The organism is Neptuniibacter marinus, assembly GCF_001597725.1.
GTDB lineage: Bacteria > Pseudomonadota > Gammaproteobacteria > Pseudomonadales > Balneatricaceae > Neptuniibacter > Neptuniibacter marinus.
Genome location: NZ_LUTR01000001.1, coordinates 1 through 23,449 on the forward strand (window position 1 = coordinate 1; position 23,449 = coordinate 23,449).

19 protein-coding genes and 5 tRNA genes are annotated in these 23,449 nt (G+C 42.1%); 11 read left to right on the forward strand and 13 right to left on the reverse strand.

Going from position 1 to position 23,449, the window contains the following annotated elements; genetic code table 11:
- The first annotated feature begins 1 nt into the window (after window position 1).
- The 5 genes from A3774_RS00005 (at window position 2) to A3774_RS00025 (ending at window position 510) form a co-directional block, all read left to right on the forward strand.
- Window positions 2–77: transfer RNA gene (locus tag A3774_RS00005), tRNA-Asn, on the forward strand.
- A 17-nt stretch (window positions 78–94) separates the two neighbouring features.
- Window positions 95–171: transfer RNA gene (locus A3774_RS00010), tRNA-Pro, on the forward strand.
- A gap of 36 nt (window positions 172–207) precedes the next feature.
- Window positions 208–284, forward strand: a tRNA-Pro gene (locus A3774_RS00015).
- Between the two features lie 36 nt (window positions 285–320).
- Window positions 321–397: transfer RNA gene (locus tag A3774_RS00020), tRNA-Pro, on the forward strand.
- 36 nt (window positions 398–433) lie between these two features.
- Window positions 434–510 (forward strand) — tRNA-Pro (locus tag A3774_RS00025).
- A gap of 24 nt (window positions 511–534) precedes the next feature.
- Here the strand turns inward: A3774_RS00025 and A3774_RS00030 are convergent.
- The 5 genes from A3774_RS00030 to A3774_RS00050 all read right to left on the reverse strand — a co-directional run bounded on the left by A3774_RS00030 (window position 535) and on the right by A3774_RS00050 (window position 6,595).
- Entirely contained in the window at window positions 535–2,295 is a 1,761-nt protein-coding gene (locus A3774_RS00030) for a sugar phosphorylase (protein WP_067861614.1), read from the reverse strand.
- Between the two features lie 25 nt (window positions 2,296–2,320).
- Window positions 2,321–3,556, reverse strand: a complete 1,236-nt coding sequence (locus A3774_RS00035; RefSeq protein ID WP_067861617.1) for a glycosyltransferase family protein — start codon at window positions 3,554–3,556, stop codon at window positions 2,321–2,323.
- Window position 3,557: 1 nt separating this feature from the next.
- The gene (locus A3774_RS00040) at window positions 3,558–4,430 is read right to left on the reverse strand and encodes an HAD-IIB family hydrolase (RefSeq protein ID WP_067861619.1); all 873 of its coding nucleotides are present in this window, start codon (window positions 4,428–4,430) and stop codon (window positions 3,558–3,560) included.
- A 349-nt stretch (window positions 4,431–4,779) separates the two neighbouring features.
- Complete coding sequence (locus A3774_RS00045; RefSeq protein ID WP_067861622.1) at window positions 4,780–6,063, reverse strand: M18 family aminopeptidase; 1,284 nt, start codon at window positions 6,061–6,063, stop codon at window positions 4,780–4,782.
- 16 nt (window positions 6,064–6,079) lie between these two features.
- Window positions 6,080–6,595: an FKBP-type peptidyl-prolyl cis-trans isomerase gene (locus A3774_RS00050; protein WP_067861625.1), complete on the reverse strand. Its 516-nt coding sequence runs from the start codon at window positions 6,593–6,595 to the stop codon at window positions 6,080–6,082.
- 150 nt (window positions 6,596–6,745) lie between these two features.
- Here A3774_RS00050 and A3774_RS00055 point away from each other — a divergent pair, with 150 nt between their 5' ends.
- The 4 genes from A3774_RS00055 to amt all read left to right on the forward strand — a co-directional run bounded on the left by A3774_RS00055 (window position 6,746) and on the right by amt (window position 14,861).
- On the forward strand, window positions 6,746–8,827 hold the full coding sequence (locus A3774_RS00055) for a carboxy terminal-processing peptidase (protein ID WP_067861628.1): 2,082 nt from the start codon (window positions 6,746–6,748) through the stop codon (window positions 8,825–8,827).
- A 46-nt stretch (window positions 8,828–8,873) separates the two neighbouring features.
- Window positions 8,874–9,653 (forward strand): coiled-coil domain-containing protein, encoded by a 780-nt coding sequence (locus A3774_RS00060; protein ID WP_067861631.1) that lies wholly within the window; start codon window positions 8,874–8,876, stop codon window positions 9,651–9,653.
- Between the two features lie 232 nt (window positions 9,654–9,885).
- A complete protein-coding gene (gene rpsA / locus A3774_RS00065) occupies window positions 9,886–11,565 on the forward strand; it encodes a 30S ribosomal protein S1 (RefSeq protein WP_067861634.1) in 1,680 nt (559 codons plus the stop codon).
- Window positions 11,566–11,804: 239 nt separating this feature from the next.
- A complete protein-coding gene (gene amt / locus A3774_RS00070) occupies window positions 11,805–14,861 on the forward strand; it encodes an ammonium transporter (RefSeq protein ID WP_067861637.1) in 3,057 nt (1,018 codons plus the stop codon).
- 11 nt (window positions 14,862–14,872) lie between these two features.
- Here amt and A3774_RS00075 read toward each other — a convergent pair whose 3' ends face one another.
- Genes A3774_RS00075 through dnaX form a run of 6 tightly spaced genes read right to left on the reverse strand, consistent with a single transcriptional unit; the run spans window position 14,873 to window position 19,740 of the window.
- The gene (locus A3774_RS00075; protein WP_075107870.1) at window positions 14,873–15,313 is read right to left on the reverse strand and encodes a YcgN family cysteine cluster protein; all 441 of its coding nucleotides are present in this window, start codon (window positions 15,311–15,313) and stop codon (window positions 14,873–14,875) included.
- A complete protein-coding gene (locus A3774_RS00080) occupies window positions 15,314–15,601 on the reverse strand; it encodes a YcgL domain-containing protein (RefSeq protein WP_067861640.1) in 288 nt (95 codons plus the stop codon).
- 19 nt (window positions 15,602–15,620) lie between these two features.
- A complete protein-coding gene (gene rnd / locus A3774_RS00085) occupies window positions 15,621–16,802 on the reverse strand; it encodes a ribonuclease D (RefSeq protein WP_067861643.1) in 1,182 nt (393 codons plus the stop codon).
- Between the two features lie 11 nt (window positions 16,803–16,813).
- Window positions 16,814–17,413: a recombination mediator RecR gene (recR, locus tag A3774_RS00090; RefSeq protein ID WP_067861646.1), complete on the reverse strand. Its 600-nt coding sequence runs from the start codon at window positions 17,411–17,413 to the stop codon at window positions 16,814–16,816.
- Between the two features lie 3 nt (window positions 17,414–17,416).
- Window positions 17,417–17,743, reverse strand: a complete 327-nt coding sequence (locus A3774_RS00095) for a YbaB/EbfC family nucleoid-associated protein (RefSeq protein ID WP_067861649.1) — start codon at window positions 17,741–17,743, stop codon at window positions 17,417–17,419.
- Window positions 17,744–17,760: 17 nt separating this feature from the next.
- On the reverse strand, window positions 17,761–19,740 hold the full coding sequence (gene dnaX, locus A3774_RS00100; RefSeq protein WP_067861652.1) for a DNA polymerase III subunit gamma/tau: 1,980 nt from the start codon (window positions 19,738–19,740) through the stop codon (window positions 17,761–17,763).
- A gap of 383 nt (window positions 19,741–20,123) precedes the next feature.
- Between dnaX and A3774_RS00105 the strand changes: the two genes are divergently transcribed.
- Window positions 20,124–20,465, forward strand: a complete 342-nt coding sequence (locus A3774_RS00105; RefSeq protein WP_067861655.1) for a hypothetical protein — start codon at window positions 20,124–20,126, stop codon at window positions 20,463–20,465.
- Window positions 20,466–20,698: 233 nt separating this feature from the next.
- A complete protein-coding gene (pyrC, locus tag A3774_RS00110) occupies window positions 20,699–21,727 on the forward strand; it encodes a dihydroorotase (protein WP_067861659.1) in 1,029 nt (342 codons plus the stop codon).
- A gap of 34 nt (window positions 21,728–21,761) precedes the next feature.
- Here the strand turns inward: pyrC and A3774_RS00115 are convergent, their stop codons facing one another.
- Together A3774_RS00115 and A3774_RS00120 are read right to left on the reverse strand one after the other, a co-directional pair.
- Window positions 21,762–22,406 carry a tRNA (adenine(22)-N(1))-methyltransferase TrmK gene (locus tag A3774_RS00115; protein ID WP_067861663.1) on the reverse strand — a complete coding sequence of 215 codons (645 nt, stop codon included), beginning with the start codon at window positions 22,404–22,406 and terminating at the stop codon, window positions 21,762–21,764.
- A gap of 210 nt (window positions 22,407–22,616) precedes the next feature.
- Window positions 22,617–23,324 (reverse strand): hypothetical protein, encoded by a 708-nt coding sequence (locus A3774_RS00120; protein WP_067861667.1) that lies wholly within the window; start codon window positions 23,322–23,324, stop codon window positions 22,617–22,619.
- Window positions 23,325–23,449: the final 125 nt, after the last annotated feature.

Here is a 23,449-nt window from a genome sequence, read left to right on the forward strand (position 1 = left end):
ATCCCTGATAGCTCAGTTGGTAGAGCAGTAGACTGTTAATCTATTGGTCGCTGGTTCGAGTCCAGCTCAGGGAGCCATCTGAAAAGATGAACGTCGGAGTGTAGCGCAGCTTGGTAGCGCATCTGGTTTGGGACCAGAGGGTCGTAGGTTCGAATCCTATCACTCCGACCACTTTTATCTTTTGGCTTTACTGCATAGCAGGTATGTCGGAGTGTAGCGCAGCTTGGTAGCGCATCTGGTTTGGGACCAGAGGGTCGTAGGTTCGAATCCTATCACTCCGACCACTTTTATCTTTTGGCTTTACTGCATAGCAGGTATGTCGGAGTGTAGCGCAGCTTGGTAGCGCATCTGGTTTGGGACCAGAGGGTCGTAGGTTCGAATCCTATCACTCCGACCACTTTTATCTTTTGGCTTTACTGCATAGCAGGTATGTCGGAGTGTAGCGCAGCTTGGTAGCGCATCTGGTTTGGGACCAGAGGGTCGTAGGTTCGAATCCTATCACTCCGACCACTTCTTATTTTATCCTTCCTTATCTTATATTTTGTTTGATAACCAAATACTTTGGTAAGGTGCAAGCTCGATCGTTGCATGCAGATCATCAAAAACATCATCACTCAATAGATCTGACCATTGATGCGTATTTATTAAGTTTAGATCCGATAAAAGCAATGTTGCTGGCTTATCACTAAGATTATTCAAACAAAAAATACTCTGTCTTCTATTAATCCCTTGTCGCCAAAAACCAAATATCTGATCTCCTAAATGGAGGGTAAATTGCGTTGCATTAGGATGGAAAGCAGCCTGCTTTGTACGAATGGAAATAAGCCGTTTCATCGCATCAAAAATATATGCGTAATGTGAAGTTTCATCATCCAGAAGCTGAACCAATGAATCATACTCCCAATGATGACGATTAATTGAACGAAAATGCCCCGTCATTTTTACTCGCTCATGATCATTAAGGCTACCCAACAAGCTTTGAAAATAGATACCTGGGATACCTTCCAATGCCAACATTATTCTATGCGCACACAGAAAGCGCTCCACACCAAACTCATCCTTCCCTTCTATCGTTCCCTGCAGAGCCTCAAAGAGAGTAATATTGATCTCATAAGGCTTATTTACTCCATCTTCTAAAGCACGCCACGAAACATGCCCTCCCCATTCCTGCATCCTGTCTGTCAACATTTCAACTTCAGTATCAGGTAAGATCCCCTCCACTGGCCGCAAACCAATACCATCATGGGAAGCAATAAAGTTGAAATAGGCCGTACCATCCTGCGCAGGAGGCATACTCATCATCCACTGCTTTAAATAAAAACTTTGACCTGTCAAAAGTGCATGCAAGAGCAAAGGCGGCAGTGAAAAGTTATAGACACAATGAGCTTCATTAGCATTACCAAAATAGGATAGATTTTCCCTACTCGGTATATTCGTCTCGGTAATGATCATGGCAGTAGGGCAAGCAAATCCAATCAAAAGTCGCAATAATCGAACAACCTCATGGGTTTGCTCTAAATTCAGGCACGTTGTCCCGCTCTCCTTCCACAAAAAAGCAATGGCATCCAAACGGAAAATATTAACGCCGTTATCCAGATAGAAGCGAACAAGCTTTACAAACTCTTTTAAAACTTTTGGATTTCTAAAATCAAAATCTACTTGATCATGACTAAAAGTACACCAAACATGCTGAAGGCCCTTTTCAGTTTCAACCTCTCTCAACAAATAGGTTGTTCGTGGACGAACAACTTGAGACGTATCATCGTCAGGACTCGCCACATAGAAATAATCACTTCCAGGCCCCTCTCCTTTAATGAAGTTTTGAAACCACCCGCTCTCACCTGAGCAGTGATTAATAACAACATCAGACATCAAACGAAATTCAGCAGCCAGTTTTTTAATATCATCCCACTCGCCAACAGACTCTCTTACTTTATAATAATCACTGACGGCAAAGCCATCATCTGAGCTATAAGGGAAAAAGGGCAACACATGCACGCCATTAATGACCCCATCGCACTGCTCATGCAGAAAGCGATGCAATGTTGTTAGCGCCCTTTTGCCCGGTTCATATAGAGAATCACCATAAGTAATCATAATGACATCACTTTCATCCCAGTAGTTTTTATGAGATACAGGTACGCTATCAACCTGCTGAAGACGCATTATCTCAACAAGTTCCGACGCCAAATCAGCCAGTATTTCGACACTTTTTTCAGAATATATAACCTGAAGGTGGTTAGATATCTGAAAACTTAATTGCTCATTAGCTGAATCATTCACACTACGATCCATATCTGTAATATCCCTATTTAAGAAACTACTTAAGCGTCTCAGCCATAAACTCTTTATGGTCCAATTCAACAGCCTCAACCAGACGGTCAAATACATCAGGCATCGCACTACTTACTCGACTCCAGCTTGGTATAAAAGGTGTATCCATAGCGTTACCGAGAAACTGCTCCCCTGCCGTAATAATGTTCCGCGAAAACATCTCAACAGCCTGCTCCTCACCATGAATATCTAGCTGCAACCCATTCATAACCGCATCATTGTGATAGGTTTCAATAAAGTCTAAGGCTATACGGAAATACGTTGCTTTAATGGTACGGAAAGTTTCGCTATTAAAAGTATGTCCTTGCGTGGCCAACTTTCTAAATAACGCCTTAGTTATATCTATGGACATTTTAGACAGCCCCGCATTCTTATCATCAAGCGATAAGTTTTGGTGCTTGTGATCATACTGATCCGCAATATCTACCTGACAAAGGCGGTTATTTGAATAATTACGGTGCATCTCCGATAGCACACCGATCTCCAACCCCCAATCACTCGGGATTCTGATATCACTCAATACATCACGACGAAAAGAAAACTCTCCCGCCAAAGGATAACGGAAGCTATCCATATACTGCAGATATTCAATCTCGCCAAATACTTTTTTTAACGCACGCAACAATGGCGTAACCAGCAATCGACACACCCGACCATTAATTTTCCCATCCGCAACTCGCGCATAAAAACCTTTACAAAACTCGTAGTTAAACTGAGGGTTAGCGACAGGATAAATAAGCCTCGCTAACATATCTCGGTTATAGGTCGTGATATCGCAGTCATGCAAAGCCACAGATTCTGCACGTCCTGACGCCAGCACATAGCCCATGCAATACCAAACATTTCGTCCTTTTCCTGGTTCTTTAGGGGCTAATTTCAAAGATTGAAGTTCTGCATCCAATTCTCGTAAACGGGGACCATCATTCCAAAGAATGCGGTGATGCTGTGGAAGCTTTTTAAAAAAATTCTGAGCAAAGCAAAACTGCTCTTCATTAGCTCGATCAAGCCCGATAACAATCTCTGATAAATAGGGCACTTTACAAAGTTCGTCAACAATATGCCCTAACGCAGGCCCCTTTAACTCAGAAAAAAGTGAAGGCAAAATAAGTGACATGGGCCTTTTCCGGCCAAACCGAGTTAACTCAGCCTCTACCTCTTCAATTGGCCTATTCGACAGATTATGTAGCGTAGTAATAATTCCATTCTGATAAAAATCAGCCATATCAACTCCTAAGCTTATTCTGCAGATAGTCAATAATATCTACATCTATGGATGTTTCTTCCGTACTCAAAAATTTACGCATACCTTCAACCCAACCTTGCGGGCCTAAGTGCATAGAACGGTAAATATTTGAATGCTTAATATCTGGAAAATCATGTACAGGTGATCGAATGGCGAGAGCACAATCCGCAACTTCTAACATCTCCCTGTCGTTATAACTATCACCTGCAGCAATAGTTAAAAATGATTCCGCTGGTGAATCATTTTTATATCTTTTACATAGCCACTGAAGGGCACGACCTTTATCACAATGACCGGTAACATGCAGGAAACGCCCCCCCTGCAAAACGGTTGCTCCCGAGCTCTTTAATGCTTCGACAAAAAGAGATTTACGCTCGTTTGAACCCTTCCACATCACTGGCTCGCTATACTCTCTCTGATTAGCCAGCTTAGCCGCCTCTTCAGACAACCCCGTAAGCCTGACAATCCCATCGACACCTAACGAAGTAAATGTTTCAAACTCCCTCTCAAACTCGTCTTCCATCTCAGATAATAAATTTATCCAAACTTCTCGAGACTTAGAGAACTGATAACAATCGTACCCGTCTAAAGGTTCACAACCGGATGGGGTCGCTGAAAAATACCCTTGCGGGATAAAAACAGCGGCACCATTTTCCACCACGAAGGGATGTGAATTTTCAAGTTCCGAGCGCAACACTTTTAACTCTGCTCGGGTCTTACTAGTAACAGGGATAACAGGTACCCCCTTTTCTTGGAAAAGCTCTAATAAAGGAGCAGCAGCTAGATAACTATAAGTAAAATGATCCAATAACGAACCATCCAGATCCGTAAACACCAGCACCTTTTTAAACATTCTCTCTCCCTTAGTAAGAACGTGCACCAGAATCAATCACCTATAAAGAGCGCACTAAAATGATGCAGTTTTATCTTTATGAGTGAAAATCATACTCTTTACAGTAAGCCTTGCATAAAACATACCGATTAAAAAATTCTAATAAGAAGGAGCACTAGTGTTATCAGCTCTGAATTAAATAACTGAAGAATTAACTGAAGAATTAACTGAAGAATTAACTGAAGAATTAACTGAAGAAATCAGCATAGAGCGTTTAACAAGTGGAGAAACACTCACAACTCACCTTGGCATAGGTAAAAAGCGTTAAAACCAATCACTTTAACGCTTTCCGATCTAATGCTTACTAAAATTAAACTCTACCTTCGCAGTAGAACTGCTCTAAAATCTTAATTAAGGCACCCACATCCCGAACACCGGCTAGCTCCCTAATTGAATGCATCGCAAATTGTGGTACGCCAATATCTAAGGTTTTAATCCCAAGCCCTGCTGCCGTAATAGGCCCGATTGTGCTACCACATCCCATATCACTACGCACAACAAAAGACTGAACAGGAACACCTACCTGTTGGGCTAAATCCCTAAATAAACCACTGGTCTCACTATTAGAAGCGTAACGCTGATTTGCATTAATTTTGATCACAGGACCTGCATTGAGCAAAGGACCATGATTTTCATCATGCTTATCCGCAAAATTCGGATGAATCCCATGGGCATTATCAGCCGAGATAAGCATAGACCGGTTAATCGTTCTTACTCGATCCTCTGCAACAGGCAGTAAACGCTCTATAACTTGGCTCAACATCGGCCCTTGCGCGCCCGCAGCACTCATGCTGCCAACCTCCTCATGATCATTACATACTAATAGCACCCCCTCTTCCGAATCAGCATTAAGCAACGCCTTAAGACCCATAAAGCAGCTCAGCAGATTATCTAGCCGTGCAGAAGCAATAAATTCCTCTTCAAGCCCAACAATAGATGGGCCCTGTGTATCATATAATGAAATTTCATAATCCAGAATTTCATCAATATCAGATACACCCTCTTTATTTAACTGCTTAGCTAAAATGGATTTAAAGTCACACTTTTCTTCACCTTGAGCCAAAATGACCGGCAACTGTGTTTGAGCATTAATGGTACGATTAGTATTAGCATCACGATCTAAATGGATAGCCAAACTAGGCAGGATAGCTACAGGTTTAACAAAATCAACTAAAGCCTGCTGCCGCGATCGACTAGCATCTAAATAGCTAACACGTCCTGCCATGGACAGATCTCGGTCAAACCATGGGTTCAACAAAACCCCACCATAAACCTCAACACCCAACTGCTGATAGCCCTGCTTACAAAGCTCTGGTACAGGCTTAACTTTTAAACAAGGCGAGTCAGTATGAGCTCCCACCATTCTAAAACCTGATTCGAGTAAGCTTCGATTCGCGGGCATGCACCATGCAACAATGGAAGAGCCATTACGCACTGTATAATAACGACCGCCAGCACTTACACACCAAGCATCAGCTTCATCAACACACTGATAACCCGCCGCATTTAGACGCTGAACCATCTCATTAACAGCATGATAAGGCGTAGGGGCTGATTGCAAAAATTCTTTAAGATCAACTAATAATTCAGACATAAGATTCCCTTAATTCCTACTCTGCAGCTGTAAAATCAATTAACTCAACCTTGAAGATCAACGTTGAATTAGCCGGTATATCATCTGCAGGACTGGTTGCCCCATATGCAAGCGCGGAGGGTACAAACAACATCCACGTACTACCTCTATTCATCATCATTAATCCTTCAGTCCAACCTCTGATCACACGATTTAATGGAAAAACGGAAGGCTCTCCCCGCTGGTATGAACTATCAAATACATGCTCATCTACACGCGTGCCTTCATAATGAACAGTCACTAAGTCGGTAATTGAAGGCCTCTCACCCTCCCCCTGCTTGAGCACTTTATACTGCAAACCAGTTTTTGTAGTAACAACCCCTTCCCGCAAAGCGTTCTTTTGTAAAAAGGCAGCACCCGCTTTGCTGACATCATCATTCAATGCTTTATCGACCAACTCCTGCCTAAACCTTTCTTCTGCGGCATCCTCACCACAGCCAAATAACAATACCGATAACAGAGCTAAGCCTACAAGCCTACAAACAAATTTCATTTTTTATTCCAATATAACCAGAGAATTAGAAGCAATTGATTTTACATCACTCTTCAGCATGTCTACACTCAACTAACATAAGTTTGGGAACTAATCCCTCCTAAACGAGGTCACAACAGAATCTAGAGCTAAAAAGTTAAGAAATACATTATGCATAGACCGCTATTAAATACACTTTTCATTACAGCGTTTTCTCTTTTAGCACCTATTACAGCCTACGCGCTGGTAACCCCGCTAGAAGCAGAACCAATTCACAAACAAACTCTGTTGGAGATCAATGAGTCACTAAAGCTTGGTCACTACAATCGAATATCTATTGATGACTCTCTTTCGGATCAAATATTTGATCAATACCTAAAAGATTTAGATCCGTCTCGCAGCTATTTTTACAAAAGCGATATTGATGAATTTGAACAGTATCGTTACACCCTAGATGACAACATCAAAAAAGGGGATCTAAATGATGCCTACCTTATCTATAACCGCTTTCAAACACGTCTTGAAGATCGCTTAAAATTCACCATTAGCGAACTAGAAGAAGGCAAAAAATTTGACTTTGATGTTGATGAGAACCTAAACACTGATAGAGAAGAAGCACCTTGGATTACAACCGAAGAGGAGATGAATGCTCTTTGGGATCGTCGTTTAAAAAGCGCTTTACTCAATCTTAAATTTGCTGAAAAAACAGACGAAGAAGCAAAAGAGGTTTTAATTAAACGTTATAACAATCAATTAAAACGCTCTCTACAGGTAAATAGCGAGGATGTATTCCAAACTTTCGCTAACGCTTTTACCAAACAATATGACCCTCATACACAATACTTTTCACCTAGAAAGTCTGAAAACTTCAAGATAAACATGAGCTTATCTTTAGAAGGGATTGGTGCTGTCTTAAAAAGTGAAAACGAATTCACCCAGATTGTTCGCTTAGTTCCTGCTGGCCCTGCTGATAAAACAGGACAACTAAAAGCTACCGACAAAATTATCGGTGTTGGTCAAGGTGAAGATGGTGAAATAGAGGACGTAATTGGATGGCGGTTAGATGATGTTGTACAACTGATTCGTGGACCGAAAGATACAACCGTACGCTTAGAAATAAAAAGCTCAGATCAAGAAGAAAGACCATCAAAAATCGTTAAGATTGTGCGAAACAAAGTAAAACTGGAAGAGCAATCAGCGCAAAAACGCGTGATTGAAGTAAACCATTTAGGCAGAGACTTCAAACTTGGTGTTATAGAAATTCCCGCATTTTATATCGATTTTGCAGCACTACAAAGGGGTGATGATGATTACAAAAGCACCTCTCGCGATGTGGAAAAATTAATTACTGAGCTAAAAGAAGACGAAATTGATGGCCTAATTATCGACCTTCGAAATAATGGCGGCGGCTCACTTAGAGAAGCCAATGATACGGTCGGCTTATTTATTAAGCACGGGCCCACGGTGCAAGTCAAAGACTCGTCTGGACGTGTCGAAGTACTACGTGATCGTGACTCAAAGGTTGCTTATACGGGGCCTATAGCGGTCATGATAAATCGCCTCTCCGCTTCTGCATCAGAGATTTTTGCCGGAGCGATTCAAGATTATCATCGAGGCATTATCATCGGCGGACAAACATTTGGTAAAGGGACAGTGCAAACCTTACTTCCCTTAAACCATGGCCAACTAAAATTAACGCACGCAAAATTTTATAGAATTTCAGGTGAAAGCACCCAGAATAAAGGGGTCATGCCTGATATAGACTACCCAACGCTATATGATCCTGAAATAATCGGAGAAAGCGCATTAGATAACGCTTTATCTTGGGATAAAGTTCGCTCTGCTCCTCATGGAACCTACCCTAGCGTTAAAGCTTTTCTTGGTCAGATTGCTCAACGCCATCAATCGCGCACCTCAGAAGATCCCGACTTCGTCTTTATGCGCAAACAAGTCGAACGTTTAAAAGAGGTGCGTAAAGAAGGTAGTCTAATTCCTCTACGAGAGTCAGAGCTTAAGCAGGAACGTGATAGTGCCGAAGCATGGCAAGTAGAAGCTGAAAATATTCGACGTGCACAAAAACAGCTTCCGCCGATAAAAAAACTATCCGACCTAGACGATGAACTAGAAAAAGATAGCCAAGGCCGCGCTATTAATCCTGAATCTGAAGCAATGCTGGTTGAAAGTGGTCGCATTCTATTAGATGCTGTACTAATGCAACTACAGTATTCCGCTACCCAATCGGAACAGAATTAATCAGCACAATTGAGGCTTATTTTTAGCCCCATAATAAAGGCTTTGGATGAAAAACAAAAAAAGCATTGTCTTAATTATTCTTATTCCTTTAATTCTGGCCGCCTTAGCAGGCGGCGGCTTCCTTATGTATAACCAAATGCAAGGTCAACACGCTGAAAACCTAAAAGACCTTGAGAAATTTGGCTTTACCGTTCTACCTACAAGCACCCACTCCGAAACAATCGGTGAGCTAGGCGCAAAGCAGCTCCCTTCTACCTTTTATGAAAGTAAAGCGACCCCAACACAGAAAGTAATTAAAGGGTTAATGGCAGATAATGAACAGCTTATTGAAGAACAAAAAGAGCTTCGTGCTGAAATAGAAACCCTGCAAGAAAAAATAGCTTCTTTACAAACCTACAAAGAGCTTAATGAGCACTTCGCCCCACTCAGCATGGCAGAAGAGATAACAGCCGTAGAAAGGCAACTAAAAAGACTACTACTTGATATGCCTGACGCTAGACGCTTTTCAAATTTAAAAATAGAAGCCATGTCGGCAGCAGCTGGGCACGAATATAAGAAATTCATTGGCGCCAAACGGCTAATTTTGGCTGAAAATGAACGCGAAATGTTAATTAGAGACTATATGCCTGAATTCGCTTTCTGCGTAGGCGATGGAATAGACATTGCCGCAAACTCTCCACGAGAGGAGCGCCTAATTACCATATTTTTCCGCAAACAAGACCCAACCATACTCCCCTCAAACCTCAAAGCAGACTTAGACACGGTGGTAAAACCATGCCAAACCGCACTTTATGAGCGCCTCAGTAATTACGACAAACCTATTTAATCGCTAAATTTTTGGCCACAAATCACCTATTCACAGCAAAACTTATGTAAAGCTTATGGTTTTACTGTATAATGCGCGCTCAAATTCTATTGAATTGGGTGCTACACCGGTCAAAACGCCCCTTTTGAACTACTTAAAACTGACCCTGTAAAACCGGTATTACAGGCTGAAGCGCTACAGTCCCATTAAACTTATAAAATGGTATGTGGCCCTTACATATAGGACATTTTCAATGAGCGAAAGCTTTGCTGATCTGTTTGAAGAATCCCTTCAATCACTAGACATGACCCCTGGCAAATTAGTAATTGGTGAAGTTGTTGATATCGACAGCGACTGGGTTACTGTACATGCTGGCCTTAAATCTGAAGCAATCATCCCGCGTTCACAGTTCCTTAACGATGCTAATGAACTTGAAATCAAGATCGGTGACGACGTTAAAGTTGCACTAGAAGCGGTTGAAGATGGCTTTGGTGAAACGCGTCTGTCTCGTGAAAAAGCTAAACGCGCTGAAGCTTGGGAAGTTCTGCAGACTAAATTTGAAGCTGAAGAAACTGTTAAAGGTTACATCAGCGGCAAAGTTAAAGGCGGCTTTACTGTTAGCATCAACAACATCCAAGGCTTCTTACCAGGTTCTTTGGTAGATGTACGTCCAGTTCGTGACGTTGATCACCTAGAAGGTAAAGAGCTTGAATTCAAGCTGATCAAATTAGACCCTAAGCGTAACAACATTGTTGTTTCTCGCCGCGCGGTTCTACAAGAAGCTAATAGCGCCCAACGTGATGAGCTACTAGCTACCTTGGAAGAAGGTCAGGAAGTTAAAGGTTTCGTTAAGAACCTAACTAACTACGGTGCTTTCATCGATCTAGGCGGTGTTGACGGCCTTCTACACATTACAGACATGGCTTGGAAACGCATTTCCCACCCATCTGAAATGTTGAACCCAGGTGACGAGATCACTGTTAAGATCATCAAATTCGACAAAGAATCTGGTCGTATTTCTCTTGGTCTTAAGCAACTATCTATGGATCCATGGGCGCTTATCAAAGAGCGTTACCCATCCGGTGCCAAGTGTCAGGCACGCATCACTAACCTTACTGATTACGGTTGCTTCGCATCTATCGAAGACGGCGTAGAAGGTCTAGTACACGTTTCTGAAATGTCTTGGACTAACAAAAACATCCACCCATCAAAAGTTGTAAACATTGGTGATGAAGTGGAAGTTATGATCCTTGATGTTGATGAAGAGCGTCGTCGTATCTCTCTTGGTATCAAGCAGTGTACTGCTAATCCTTGGGTTACTTTCGCTGAGCAGTTTGCAGCTAACGACAAAGTTACTGGTACGATCAAAACTATCACTGACTTTGGTATCTTCGTTGGTCTACAGGATGAGCTTGACGGTCTAGTTCACATGTCTGACATCACATGGGAAGCTGATGCTGAAGCAGCGCTACGCCAGTTCAAGAAAGGCGAAGAAGTTGAAGCTATTATCCTTTCTATCGATGCAGAAAAAGAGCGTATCTCTCTTGGCATCAAACAGCTTGAAAGCGATCCATTCGCTGAATACGCTGCAGCAAACGATAAAGGCACTATCGTAAACGGTAAAGTTATCTCCGTTGAAGCGAAAGGCGCGGTTATTGAACTAGCTGAAGGTATCGAAGGTACGCTTAAAGTTTCTGAGATCTCTGTTGATCGTATTGATGATGCAACTACAGTACTTAACGTTGGTGACGACGTTGAAGCTAAGATCATCACAATGGATCGTCGTAACCGCGTAATCAACCTGTCTATCAAAGCGAAAGAACAGGCTGAAGAGAAAGCTGCAATCTCTGCTGTACGCAATGCTGAAGTTGAAGTTGCAGGCCCAACTACCATTGGTGACCTAATCAAAGCTCAGCTAGACAACCAGAAGTAAGAAACGCTTAAGCCAACACTGGCTTAACATTAAAAACCGCAAACAGATCACTGTTTGCGGTTTTTTTGTTTTATTCAGAACAAAATCCTTTTATTCTCTTTACCTTACCTCTTAAAAAATACGCACAGGAAACATTTCTTACTCTATAATATAGAGAATATTTATTTACTAAGACTAATGATTTACAAAAGTTCGGAGCGTTAACACACTTTCTCACGCCGTATAAGGAAAGGTTATAAATGCTGGATAATTTGTGGCTGATTGTATCAGCTCTTTTAGTATTCTTAATGCAGGCCGGTTTTTTATGCCTAGAAAGCGGAAGAATTCGCAGTAAAAACAGCATTAACGTTGCAGCAAAAAACATTACTGACTTTATCCTTTCCACAACGATCTTCTGGATAGCTGGCTTCGGGTTAATGTTTGGTAACACCTACCTAGGCCTTATAGGCAGTAACAGCTTCCTCTTTGGTAGCGACAACTCCGCAGATGAAATCTGTTTCTTTATATTTCAAATGATGTTTTGCAGTACTGCAGCTACGCTAATGTCGGGCGCTGTTGCTGAACGCATGAGTTTTATTGGATACATATATGCAACGATAATTCTAAGCGTTGCTATCTACCCTATTACTGGACACTGGGCTTGGGGTGGTCTTTATCAAGACACTCAACAAGGGTGGTTAGCCGCTCTAGGTTTTATCGATTTTGCAGGTTCAACCGTCGTCCACTCTGTAGGTGGATGGGTTGCATTAGCCTGCGTTATAATTATCGGCCCTCGGCTTGGTCGCTACGATGTCAATACTAAGTTCCCATCCGGTAGCAATCTTCCTATGGCAACAATGGGGACACTGCTCATTTGGTTTGGCTGGTTTGGTTTCAATGGCGGTAGTGTCCTAGCCATCAACGATCAAGTTCCCAAAATCCTACTCAACACCTGTCTTGCCGCCATCTGGGGGGGCCTTATCGCAACCTCCCTCCATTACTTTGATAAGCGATTTATTGATGTTAGTTATATTCTAAATGGCATTATTGCAGGCCTTGTTGGCATCACGGCATCCTGTTTCGCTGTCGAGCCCATATCGGCTGCCTTTATAGGAATGATCTCTGGCGGCATTGTATATTACGGCACACTATGGCTAGAAAAAATGCAGATTGATGATGCACTTGCTGTTATCCCTGCTCACCTTTTAGCCGGTATTTGGGGCACTATAGCCGTTGCTATATTTGCTGACTACAGCAAGCTTAATACAGGACTTACTTTTTCCCAGCAGCTCACAATCCAGCTTTGTGGTATTGCAGCAATTGGGCTCTATAGTTTTGGAGTAAGTTACTGCTTACTTAGTATTATTAACCGCTTTGCTCCATTACGCGTAACTGTACAAGATGAGAAACAAGGCCTCAATATTGCTGAGCATCAAGCATCTACAGAGCTGATTGACCTTTTAAGCGATATGGAACAACAACAAAATCTAGGCAATTTCACTTCACCAGTCAAAGAAGAGCCCTTTACGGAAGTTGGCCAAATCGCAAAAAAGTATAACCAGGTCATTACACGCATCAATCAAGAGATGTCGCAAAAAGATTTTGCCATTGATCAGTTCCAAGCAAGCGAAAAACGCAAAAGTGCCATTCTAGACTCATCAATGGATTGCATTATATCCATTGATTGGGAAGGGAAAATCATTGAGTTCAATCCGTCGGCAGAACGTACATTGGGCTGTCTAAAAAAGCAGGTAGTAGGCAAAAGCTTTACCAAGTATTTTGTTCTCGAAGAAGATAGAGAAGCGGTTGAATACAGCCTGCGTCATTTTTTCAGCGCAGCTAATGGTCTTGTTTTAAATAGACGAAATGCACTACAACTACAACGTATATCTGCCCACCCCTTCCCAGCTGAAGTTACGATAACCAGTACACGTATGGAAGATGATTCCCGTACTGAATTTACACTCCATATACGCGATGTAACACGAGAGCAAAAACTGCAATCTCGACTTAAATTTCTTGCCTACCGAGATCCACTAACTAGCTTATCCAACCGCACATATATGATGAAATCGCTTTCTGCGGCTATAGAGATGGCAAAACTGCATAACGAGACCGTTGCACTATTCTTCCTCGACTTAGATAAATTTAAAAAAATTAATGATACTCTCGGACACAAAGCGGGTGATGAACTTTTATGTGAAGTGGCTAAACGCCTGACAGAAGTCGCACGTGAAGATGACCTTATCGCTCGCTGGGGAGGCGACGAGTTTATTGTCGTACTCAGGGGAAAAATTAACCTCGATGTAATAAGCAAAAAAGCAAAAGACATCCTAGAAATAATGCGCAAACCGGTAGAGATAAGCAAAAAGCAGTTCAATATCCCTACCAGTATAGGTATATCACTTTCTGTATGCGGGCAAACCCACGCAGATAACTTAATTCAAGAAGCTGATATAGCCATGTATGCAGCAAAAGAAAGTGGCCGAGACAACTATCAAATATTTCAAGCCCACATGGCTGAAAATGTTACAAAATCAGCAACTTACGAGCGCCTAATTCAAACCGGACTCGCAGAGAAGCAATTCCACCTTGTTTATCAGCCTAAAGTTTTCCGCAGTAAAGACAATATTATCGCTCTGGAAGCTCTTATTCGATGGAATAATCCTAAACAGGGGCTGATCCCACCTACAGATTTCATACCGATAGCGGAAGAAAGCAACCTCATTATCCAACTCGGCGAAATGGTCATCAACACAGCCCTCATGCAGATTCGAGAATGGATCGATCAGGGACTGTCTCCGGTGCCTATTGCCGTTAATATCTCAGGCAAACACCTTATATCAGAAGAGCTAGTGCCTTTTATAAAACAACAGTTAGTTCTCTTCTCCATTCCAGGCTCACTACTCGAAATAGAAATAACCGAGGGAGTCTTAATTGATGATATAGAAATCTGTATCAGCGTGCTTGAAGAACTTAAAGCCTTAAATATAAGCATATCTATTGATGATTTTGGTACAGGCTACTCTTCATTAAACTATTTAAAACGACTACCTCTCGATATTCTAAAAATAGATCAATCCTTTGTAGAAGAGTGCCATCGTAAAGACGAGGACACTGAAATATGTGCAACCATTATTAATTTAGCTAGGAACCTGAATCTAAGTACGATAGCGGAGGGAGTAGAAACGGAAGGGCAGCTAGATACCTTACTTAAGCTCGGCTGTGAGGTTTTCCAAGGCTACTATTTCTACAAGCCTCTTGAAAAAGAGGCAATATCCAAGCTGCTTTCACCTACAATAAACACTGATAATTAAAAGTTGCTTAATCACTCAATGATATAATCAACAAAATCCTCTTCATCTATTTCATCATCTTTAACTTCATACCAACTTAAAACAGACGCACCTGATTCAATCACTGTTTTTTGATCCCCACTGACCAGAGGGTGCCATTCAGGAAGGTCTTTCCCTTCATGAACCAATCGGTATGCGCAACTTGGTGGAAGCCAATGAAATGAATCCACATCTTCAGGCCTAAGTTTTACGCAATTAGGCACTAGCGAACAACGCTCTTCATATTTAGTACAACGACAGGTTTCAAAATCGAGCAGATGACACACGACAGATGTATAAAAAACTTCTTGAGTATCTTCATCTTCCAACTTGTGCAAACAACATAATGCACAGCCATCACAGAGGGATTCCCACTCAGTAGAACTCATCTGACCTAAACTTTTACTACGCCAAAAAACCTCTTGAGCGGCCACTTAACGCACGCCACTTTCAGGACTATCTTTATGAAGATCTAGCATATAGTCATCTTTTGGAGGCGGCATCTGCAGGTAATACCCTTTTTCCTCTAAGCCCTCTAGCACTTTATCTACATCCACCCTCGCCAGTTTACGGTTCGCCGTCAAAGGAATATCCATGACTAGCTTAGCTGTGCCAAACATCTCTAACAGAGCCTCAGGCACCTTACTCAACTTATCTCGCTTATCGACATAGAGATACATTTCATCTTTACGAGAACTTAAATAAACAGAACAAACCTTCATGCAGAAAATACCTTTATATTTAACTCGAACATCTTAAACGCTCTATAACTTCAAGCTCATCTAACAATGCCGGGCCTATTAACTTTTGACGCCACTCTGACATTTGGGAAGGTAGTCTATACTCCCCTTCATCAACACCCGATCGAATAAGTAGCTCTAACTCTTTACGACGCAATAGGATCTCCGGCGCAACGTCATTAGCCTCAGCAGCTTTACGGGCAATCGCCTTTAGCTTCTTCAGGTGTTTGTTCCAAAAGTAATGTAGAGGCCTAGGAATAGGCCTTGGTGGATTAGCTTCAGCACTATCAGACCCCGACTTTATGAAACCTAAAATCGTTTCACCATCACTGCGCAAAATATGCTTTCTAATTTCATCTAATCGAGAAAGGTCGCTCATATTACGCGGCCACGCCTCTATAATTTGCAATAAAGCCTGATTTTTTAATATTCGATTACGCGGCACATCTCGATCCCGTGCAATCTGTTCACGCCACGCAGTCAAATCCCTTAATGCTGCTAACTTATGCACAGGACAACGCCACATCTGTGTAAAACGCAGGTAGTAGTCATAACCCTCAACATCATCAACCAATGCATTATCGAGCATTTTCTGGTTTTCTTGCTCAGCCCAAGAATAGGTATCTCGCTGCAAAAATTCCTGCTTTTGCATTGCATAGATTTCAGGTAAATAAGCGACATCCAGCGCAGCATAATGTATCTGACTTGAGGTCAATGGACGCTTTAGCCAATCCGATGTAGTTTCATGCTTTTCCATTTGCACATCGAGTTTCTGCTCAAGCATCCTCTGTAATCCCATAGAAAAGCCCCAATTAAGCAAAGCAGCCCCTATCTGAGTATCAAAAACAGGTTGGGGAAGCACTCCTAACACTTTAAGAAACAGCTCAAGATCCTCCGTTGCTGCATGCATTAACTTAATGACAGAGCGATCTTGAAACAGTTCAGATAGAGCACTGAAGTCTGATATATCTAAAGGATCAATCAAATAACACTGGCGATCATCCGCCACCTGTATTAACCCAGCAATGGGATAAAAGGTTTCAACACGGATAAACTCAGTATCTAGCGCGACTAAAGGTAAAGTTCGCCAGTGATTACAATACCGACTTAGATCTGCTTCAGATCTAATCCATATAGGCTCCTCGGCTGAAGCTTCTAACGTTTTCCAATTGTAATCTGACAACTTTTAAATCCTCAAAGCAGTGAGCGCCGGCCCGCCATCGCGTGCGCTAACGTACCGCCATCAACAAATTCCAGCTCCCCACCTACAGGTACCCCATGCGCAATGCGAGTCACTTTAATGCCCAACTCCTTTACCTGAGCAGCAATAAAATGTGCAGTTGCCTCACCCTCAACAGTAGGGTTGGTCGCTAAAATTATTTCATTTATTTCTGTGGAATGGATAAATTCTAAAAGTTTATCTATACCTAAATCTTCCGGCCCAATACCATCAATCGGTGATAAATGTCCTGAAAGTACAAAATACAAACCGTTGTAACCACCTGTTTGTTCTATAGCGAGCACATCAACCGGTGATTCCAACACACAAAGCGTTGACCGATCTCTACTTTCAGACTGACATATTTCACATAAATCGTGTTCAGATAAAGTACGGCATTGGCGACAATGCCCTACCTCGGCAACCGCTTTCTGTAAAATTTCAGCTAAAGCCAAAGCACCTTCAGAATCTCTTTCTAAAAGGTGAAAAGCCATACGCTGAGCAGATTTAGGGCCGACACTCGGCAAGCAACGAAGCGCGGTAATCAACTGTTGAATAAGTGAACTAAACGACATAGGTTAAAACGGCATATTGAATCCAGGGGGCATGCCCATACCACCTGTAACTTCAGCCATTTTCTCTTGAGTATATGCTTCGATTTTACGCACTGCATCGTTCACAGCAGCAGCGACAAGATCTTCTAAAATCTCTTTATCTTCTTCCATTAGGCTGTCATCAATATTGATGCTTTTAACATCGTGACGGCCATTCATAACGACTTTTACCAGACCCGCACCTGATTCACCTGTTTGCTCAGCAAGGGCAACTTGTTCTTGCGCTTTCTGTAGGTTCTCTTGCATTTGCTGGGCTTGTTTCATTAAATTACCCATACCACCTTTCATCATTGCTCTTTACCTCAAAATTAATCGATGGGTTGCACAGAAGATAGCTCTATCTGTGCATCAAAATGTTGCTGTAACTGCTTTACTGTCTCATCATTACGAATTGACGTTATTGCTTCTGAATGCCGCTCTTCCCGTTTTCTATTTAAGTACTGCGCAGGTGTTTCTTGCGTTTGAATCGCTTGAACAAACTCAACACTCACTGACGCAGAGAAATATGTATTCAACGCATCACTTATCCGCTGTTGCTGAACTTCATTTAACATCGTCTTTTGATCTTTTGTGTAATGCAGAACAACAGCGTCAGATCTAATCTCTTCCAAAGATATATGTGTTGCTAAACTCTCAGTCATACCACTCAGACCGAGGTTTCGACCTATATGTACCCAATCTGAGAGCTGAATAGCACCTAAATCACGCGAACACTCTTTAACAGCTACGCTACTTTTAGCTATTTCTATTGATTTAACATCTGCTTTACTTTCTGAAGGCGCATACGCATGCTCATTCCCTAATGGTTGCATGGTTTGATCGTTCACAAAGGACTGCTCACTCTCATCCATATTCCAAGGAGGAGTACTCTCTTGCTCTGTGCCTTCACCTTCAAACTTTTTTCTTGGGTCTACCCCACTTTGAGGGGCCGCATACTCAGCCTCATCATAATAAACTGGCGGTTCATCCTGCCTAAGATCATTTTCCGGGTTCAAGGCTTGAGGCGCTACAGGTTGCTCGGTAACTGCCTCAATCGGAGATTCATCCTCAGGAAGCGGATTGGGCCTATCAATAGAAACGGCTTCCGCTACATTTACAGCTGGCTCATTAGTCTTAATATCTGATGACGTGTCCTGACTCGGCTCGACCTTGTCGCGACCTAATGCTGATGAATTCTGCAATTCTACAGCACGTGGCCTAGCCCCTGCAGGCCTAAACGCTAGCATTCTGAGCAATACCATCTCTAGCCCTTCGCGAGGGTCAGGAACAAATGGCAGATCCTTACGCCCCATCAAAGCAACTTGATAATACAGCTGTATATCTTCAGCCGTTAAGGCCTTTGCTAGTTTTTGAACCTGAAGCATATCCCCCATACTGTTATCTACAGCATCAGGAATCGTTTGAACAAGCGCTATACGATGCAATACACTGATCAAGTCACCAAGCACTGCATTGTAATCAGGAGAAAACTGAGCAAGATCCGTCACTGAAGCCATCAAACCTTTAGCATCGCCTGCAGCGAGACAAGAAAGCATTTGATAGACCAAACGCTGATCGATTGTTCCCAGCATGGCACGAACATCAGCTTCATTAATAGTGCCTGCGCCAAACGCTATCGCTTGGTCAGTCAAACTCATCGCATCACGCATTGAGCCATCAGCAGAGCGGGCTAAAAGCCAAAGTGCAGGCTCTTCAAAACTGATATTCTCCTCTCCCAACACGTGGGTAAGATGACTGACAATACGCTCAGGAATTAAGTTTTTAAGATTAAACTGTAAGCAACGAGATAAAATCGTAATCGGTAACTTCTGAGGATCTGTCGTTGCAAGTAGGAACTTAACATGCGGAGGCGGCTCTTCTAAGGTTTTTAATAACGCATTAAAAGAGTGTGTGGAAAGCATATGAACTTCGTCGATTAGATAGACTTTATAACGACCATGGGTTGGCGCATATTGCACATTTTCCATTAGTTCGCGAGTGTCTTCTACTTTCGTACGTGAGGCCGCATCCACCTCAATAAGGTCAACAAAACGCCCTTCAGCAATCTCTTTACAAGCAGAACATTCTCCACAAGGAGTAGAGGATACGCCGGTTTCGCAGTTAAGGGATTTAGCAAATAAGCGTGCTATAGAAGTTTTACCTACACCTCGAGTACCAGTAAAAAGATAGGCATGGTGCAACCGATCATCATCGAGAGCATTCACAAGTGCTTTTAGCACATGCTCTTGCCCCACCATTTCTTGAAATCTCGCAGGGCGCCACTTTCGCGCCAGAACCTGATAACTCATCTAATATATGCAGCTTATTGTTAGAAAAAAACAGAGCCCTATGCTACCTTTTGCATGTTTTTTTCGCCAGCTAAACCTTACTTTTAAACGCGCAAAAGCCCTCCCCCACATCTAGCAAGAATAATGTATTCAGCCTAAAGATATATAGAATCTATAAGCACTACCTTTTATTCTGCTGCTAAATATCCACCCACTTAACTCTCTTTCTAGCCAACAATGCCACATACTCTGTATATCGCTACTCAGCCGCCTATAAATACGTTAGTCTTTCAGCAATAGAAAATGAGCAAGTAACTGATAAGTTAAACATCAAAACAAACTTACCCTCGCCAGCACTATAAATAACGTTTAAAATTAAAGAGTAATAAAACTAGGCTTCATTTATGTTTAAAAAACGTCCATCTAAAGCAGAGCTCAGAGATCAGCTTAACGCTGAGGTCAATCAGTATCTGCAAAAAGGTGGAGAGATCGAACAAGTAGAAATGGGAGAGTCAGGTCTTGTTGATGGACGCTACGATCATCACAAAACCAGCTTTGATAATCCTGGACCTACTGAACGCACGCCCGTTCATGCCCTTTTATCAACTATAGATTCACGACGTAAAAACAAAACAGCGTCGGCTACTATTCAATCGAGAGCTACTCCACCTAAAAAGGCCCCAAAACAAAAAGTCATCTACGATGACTTCGGCGACCCTATCCGAACCGTCTGGGTCGAGGAATAGTAGCCACTTAAATACTCACAAGTGCTAATACATACTGTGCAGCATCAATAGATCCTCTCCCCTTAGAGAGTTTTGGTAGCTCAATAGAATATTGATTAATCGCAGAAATACAGCCCTTACTGAACAAATCCCGGATACGCTTTTCAAAATTGAGTGCGCATTAAAACTATATCCATGAAATAATATAGCCTAATACGCACGCTAATATCTGAATAAAATCTGTGAGCTTCTAAATGACTTCTATTACAATTACGCGCCCAGACGACTGGCATATCCACCTTCGAGATGGTTTACAACTTAAAGATACCGTTCGCGATGTGAGCCGCTATATGGGGCGAGCTATCATTATGCCCAACCTTGTCCCCCCAGCAACAACTACCGAAGAAGCTCTAGAATATCGCCAACGTATTATGGATCAAAAACCACAAGGCGCATTTGAACCACTCATGGTACTTTATTTAACAGACAACACTGCGCCAGAAGAAATTATAAAAGCAAAAGCAACCGGTCAGATTGTTGCGGCAAAGCTATATCCTGCCGGAGCGACAACTAATTCAGATTCAGGTGTCACATCTATAAAAAATATCTACCCTGCTCTCGAAGCTATGCAGGAAGCAGGTATGCTTTTACTATTGCACGGGGAAGTCACCGATGCCTCTATAGATATTTTTGATCGCGAAAAAGCCTTTATTGATTCAGTACTTAAAGATGTTGTTAATGATTTTCCTAACCTGAAAATTGTACTTGAACATATCACAACAAAAGATGCTGCCGAGTTCGTAGCATCAGCAGGTGATAATGTTGCTGCGACAATTACAGCTCATCACCTACTATTTAATCGAAATCACATGCTAGCTGGCGGCATACGCCCCCACTATTACTGCCTGCCGATATTAAAGCGAAATATTCACCAAGAAGCCCTAATAAAAGCAGCCACATCTGGGAGTAAAAAATTCTTTTTAGGAACCGATTCAGCCCCACACATGAAGCATGCCAAAGAAGCTGCTTGCGGCTGTGCTGGCTCTTATACGGCTCATGCTTCCATTGAGTTATATGCTGAGGTATTTGAAGAAGCTAATGCACTCGATAAACTGGAAGCTTTTGCTAGCCTCAACGGACCTGACTTTTATGCGCTGCCTCGCAATAGCGACACTATAACTCTAATCAAAGAAAGCTGGGATGTTCCTGCAAGCTATCCATTAGGGAGTGATCAAGTCGTTCCCATCCGTGCAGGCGAACAGATACATTGGCGAGTAAAATAAAATCAAACTATTAAGAGGCTGTTCTGCAGCCTCTTTATACAAGAAGTAGCTTGCGATAAGCCTGCAAAGCAGGAGACTCTTGGGAAGTAGCTTGGGTCATACGTTGAAAATGCTCAATATTGCGGGTTAAGTACTCACTATGCTCAGAGTCAGTAAGATCCCACATTTCACCCACACAACTAACTTTGCGAACACTTTCTGTTGATAAATAGATCAACTCATAAAAAAGCCCACCATCTTTAACTATACACTCATCAACTAAGCCCAAACCAAGGGAATCCATTGCCATACGCACTTTATAAAGTTGGCGCACAGGACATAACAATAGATCTAATGAACGGCCCTGATGGTTCGTAAGTAGCTCAGAGACCATTTCAGTCATTAAATCCCCACCTACCCCTGCAATAATCACTAATTGACGGGCTTCCGAATCTGGCAAAGTTAATATTTTAAGATCTATGCAATGGGCCTGCCATCGCCTCCTATCCACCTCCGATAGAGAGGTTTCTATACGCTCGATAAGCGATGGAACAATATCAACAAAATGAATAACAGAATCAGGAGACCTATCCAACAACCGACGGCCTAAATATCCATGATCACAACAACAATCCCATATATGGGCATATGGACCGTTAACCATATCAACCAACCCATCTAAACGAGCAGATAACTTCAAAATAAGCCTCAAAACTTAACGACAGGAAATTAGACAAAATCACTAAAAAACAGGCCAATATAGTTATAAAACACAGCGACCTCTTTTCAACTATTTTATTGCTCAATTGCCTATACCATCAAAAGATATTTACATATGAGAGAACACAGTCAAGAAACAACAAAGCCGCTATAACAGCGGCTTCAAAAGAGATAAACTAAAACTTAATAACTACATACCTACAAGCGCAGCCAGCAAACCAATCAATCCTCCAAAAACACCACCCCAAACAACTAACCAGCCTAGATGCTGTTTAATCATTCGTTGAATAATCTCTTTAACCAGCTGCGGTGTTAGCTCATCTAAACGCTGCTGAACGATCAATTCAACTTTGACTCGCATCTCGGCCATAACATTTGGGCTTTCCAACTCTTCACGCAACATCGCAACAAACTGTTCATCTCGGGTCATATCCTCAATTGAGGATTTCATCTTATCTATAAACGGTTGACGCAACGGCTGAAGAACCTCTGTTCCGCCAACCATAGCTAACATACCTCCAAAGGAAGAGGCTTGAATCACTTCAATTAATGAATCAAAGGTAGGCGAAAAATCAATTTTTTCAATAACAGGGGCAAGATGAAGGTCCGGCTGCTTTCCATTTTCAGCACCCAGAAACCGCTCAATATTTTCTTCAGTAAAAAACTGCTCCATCAAAAGAGCTTTTATTCCCAGCTTAAAGTCCTCAAAACGCGCAGGAATAACGCCAGAACCATATAAGCCAGGCACTTTCTCAAACAGCATGTGAATAGCTAACCAATTCGTTAGCGCGCCAGAAAGCGAAAACAGGCCAATTGTTAAAAGCAAATTATCATCCACGATAAAACCCGCTAAAAAAGCAAGTGCAGCTAATAAATTGGTTAACAAACTTTTATTCATAAATAGCTCCAACGACAACTATAAACTTGCTGCAAATCGCACAAGAAGACGACCACAAGAAACAGGTATATAAAGGCAGACTAGATAAAATACAAGTGCTGGACTGAAATAGATAACTGAAAGGA

What these genes read in the sequence shown, in the direction of transcription:
- A3774_RS00050 (WP_067861625.1), bottom strand. Translation starts at nt 6,595, where the DNA reads ATGAAATTTGTTTGTAGGCTTGTAGGCTTAGCTCTGTTATCGGTATTG.
- A3774_RS00120 (WP_067861667.1), bottom strand. Translation starts at nt 23,324, where the DNA reads ATGAATAAAAGTTTGTTAACCAATTTATTAGCTGCACTTGCTTTTTTA.
- rpsA (WP_067861634.1), top strand. Translation starts at nt 9,886, where the DNA reads ATGAGCGAAAGCTTTGCTGATCTGTTTGAAGAATCCCTTCAATCACTA.
- pyrC (WP_067861659.1), top strand. Translation starts at nt 20,699, where the DNA reads ATGACTTCTATTACAATTACGCGCCCAGACGACTGGCATATCCACCTT.
- A3774_RS00045 (WP_067861622.1), bottom strand. Translation starts at nt 6,063, where the DNA reads ATGTCTGAATTATTAGTTGATCTTAAAGAATTTTTGCAATCAGCCCCT.
- A3774_RS00105 (WP_067861655.1), top strand. Translation starts at nt 20,124, where the DNA reads ATGTTTAAAAAACGTCCATCTAAAGCAGAGCTCAGAGATCAGCTTAAC.
- A3774_RS00060 (WP_067861631.1), top strand. Translation starts at nt 8,874, where the DNA reads ATGAAAAACAAAAAAAGCATTGTCTTAATTATTCTTATTCCTTTAATT.
- amt (WP_067861637.1), top strand. Translation starts at nt 11,805, where the DNA reads ATGCTGGATAATTTGTGGCTGATTGTATCAGCTCTTTTAGTATTCTTA.
- recR (WP_067861646.1), bottom strand. Translation starts at nt 17,413, where the DNA reads ATGTCGTTTAGTTCACTTATTCAACAGTTGATTACCGCGCTTCGTTGC.
- A3774_RS00095 (WP_067861649.1), bottom strand. Translation starts at nt 17,743, where the DNA reads ATGATGAAAGGTGGTATGGGTAATTTAATGAAACAAGCCCAGCAAATG.
- A3774_RS00040 (WP_067861619.1), bottom strand. Translation starts at nt 4,430, where the DNA reads ATGTTTAAAAAGGTGCTGGTGTTTACGGATCTGGATGGTTCGTTATTG.
- A3774_RS00035 (WP_067861617.1), bottom strand. Translation starts at nt 3,556, where the DNA reads ATGGCTGATTTTTATCAGAATGGAATTATTACTACGCTACATAATCTG.
- A3774_RS00030 (WP_067861614.1), bottom strand. Translation starts at nt 2,295, where the DNA reads ATGGATCGTAGTGTGAATGATTCAGCTAATGAGCAATTAAGTTTTCAG.
- A3774_RS00080 (WP_067861640.1), bottom strand. Translation starts at nt 15,601, where the DNA reads ATGAAGGTTTGTTCTGTTTATTTAAGTTCTCGTAAAGATGAAATGTAT.
- A3774_RS00055 (WP_067861628.1), top strand. Translation starts at nt 6,746, where the DNA reads ATGCATAGACCGCTATTAAATACACTTTTCATTACAGCGTTTTCTCTT.
- dnaX (WP_067861652.1), bottom strand. Translation starts at nt 19,740, where the DNA reads ATGAGTTATCAGGTTCTGGCGCGAAAGTGGCGCCCTGCGAGATTTCAA.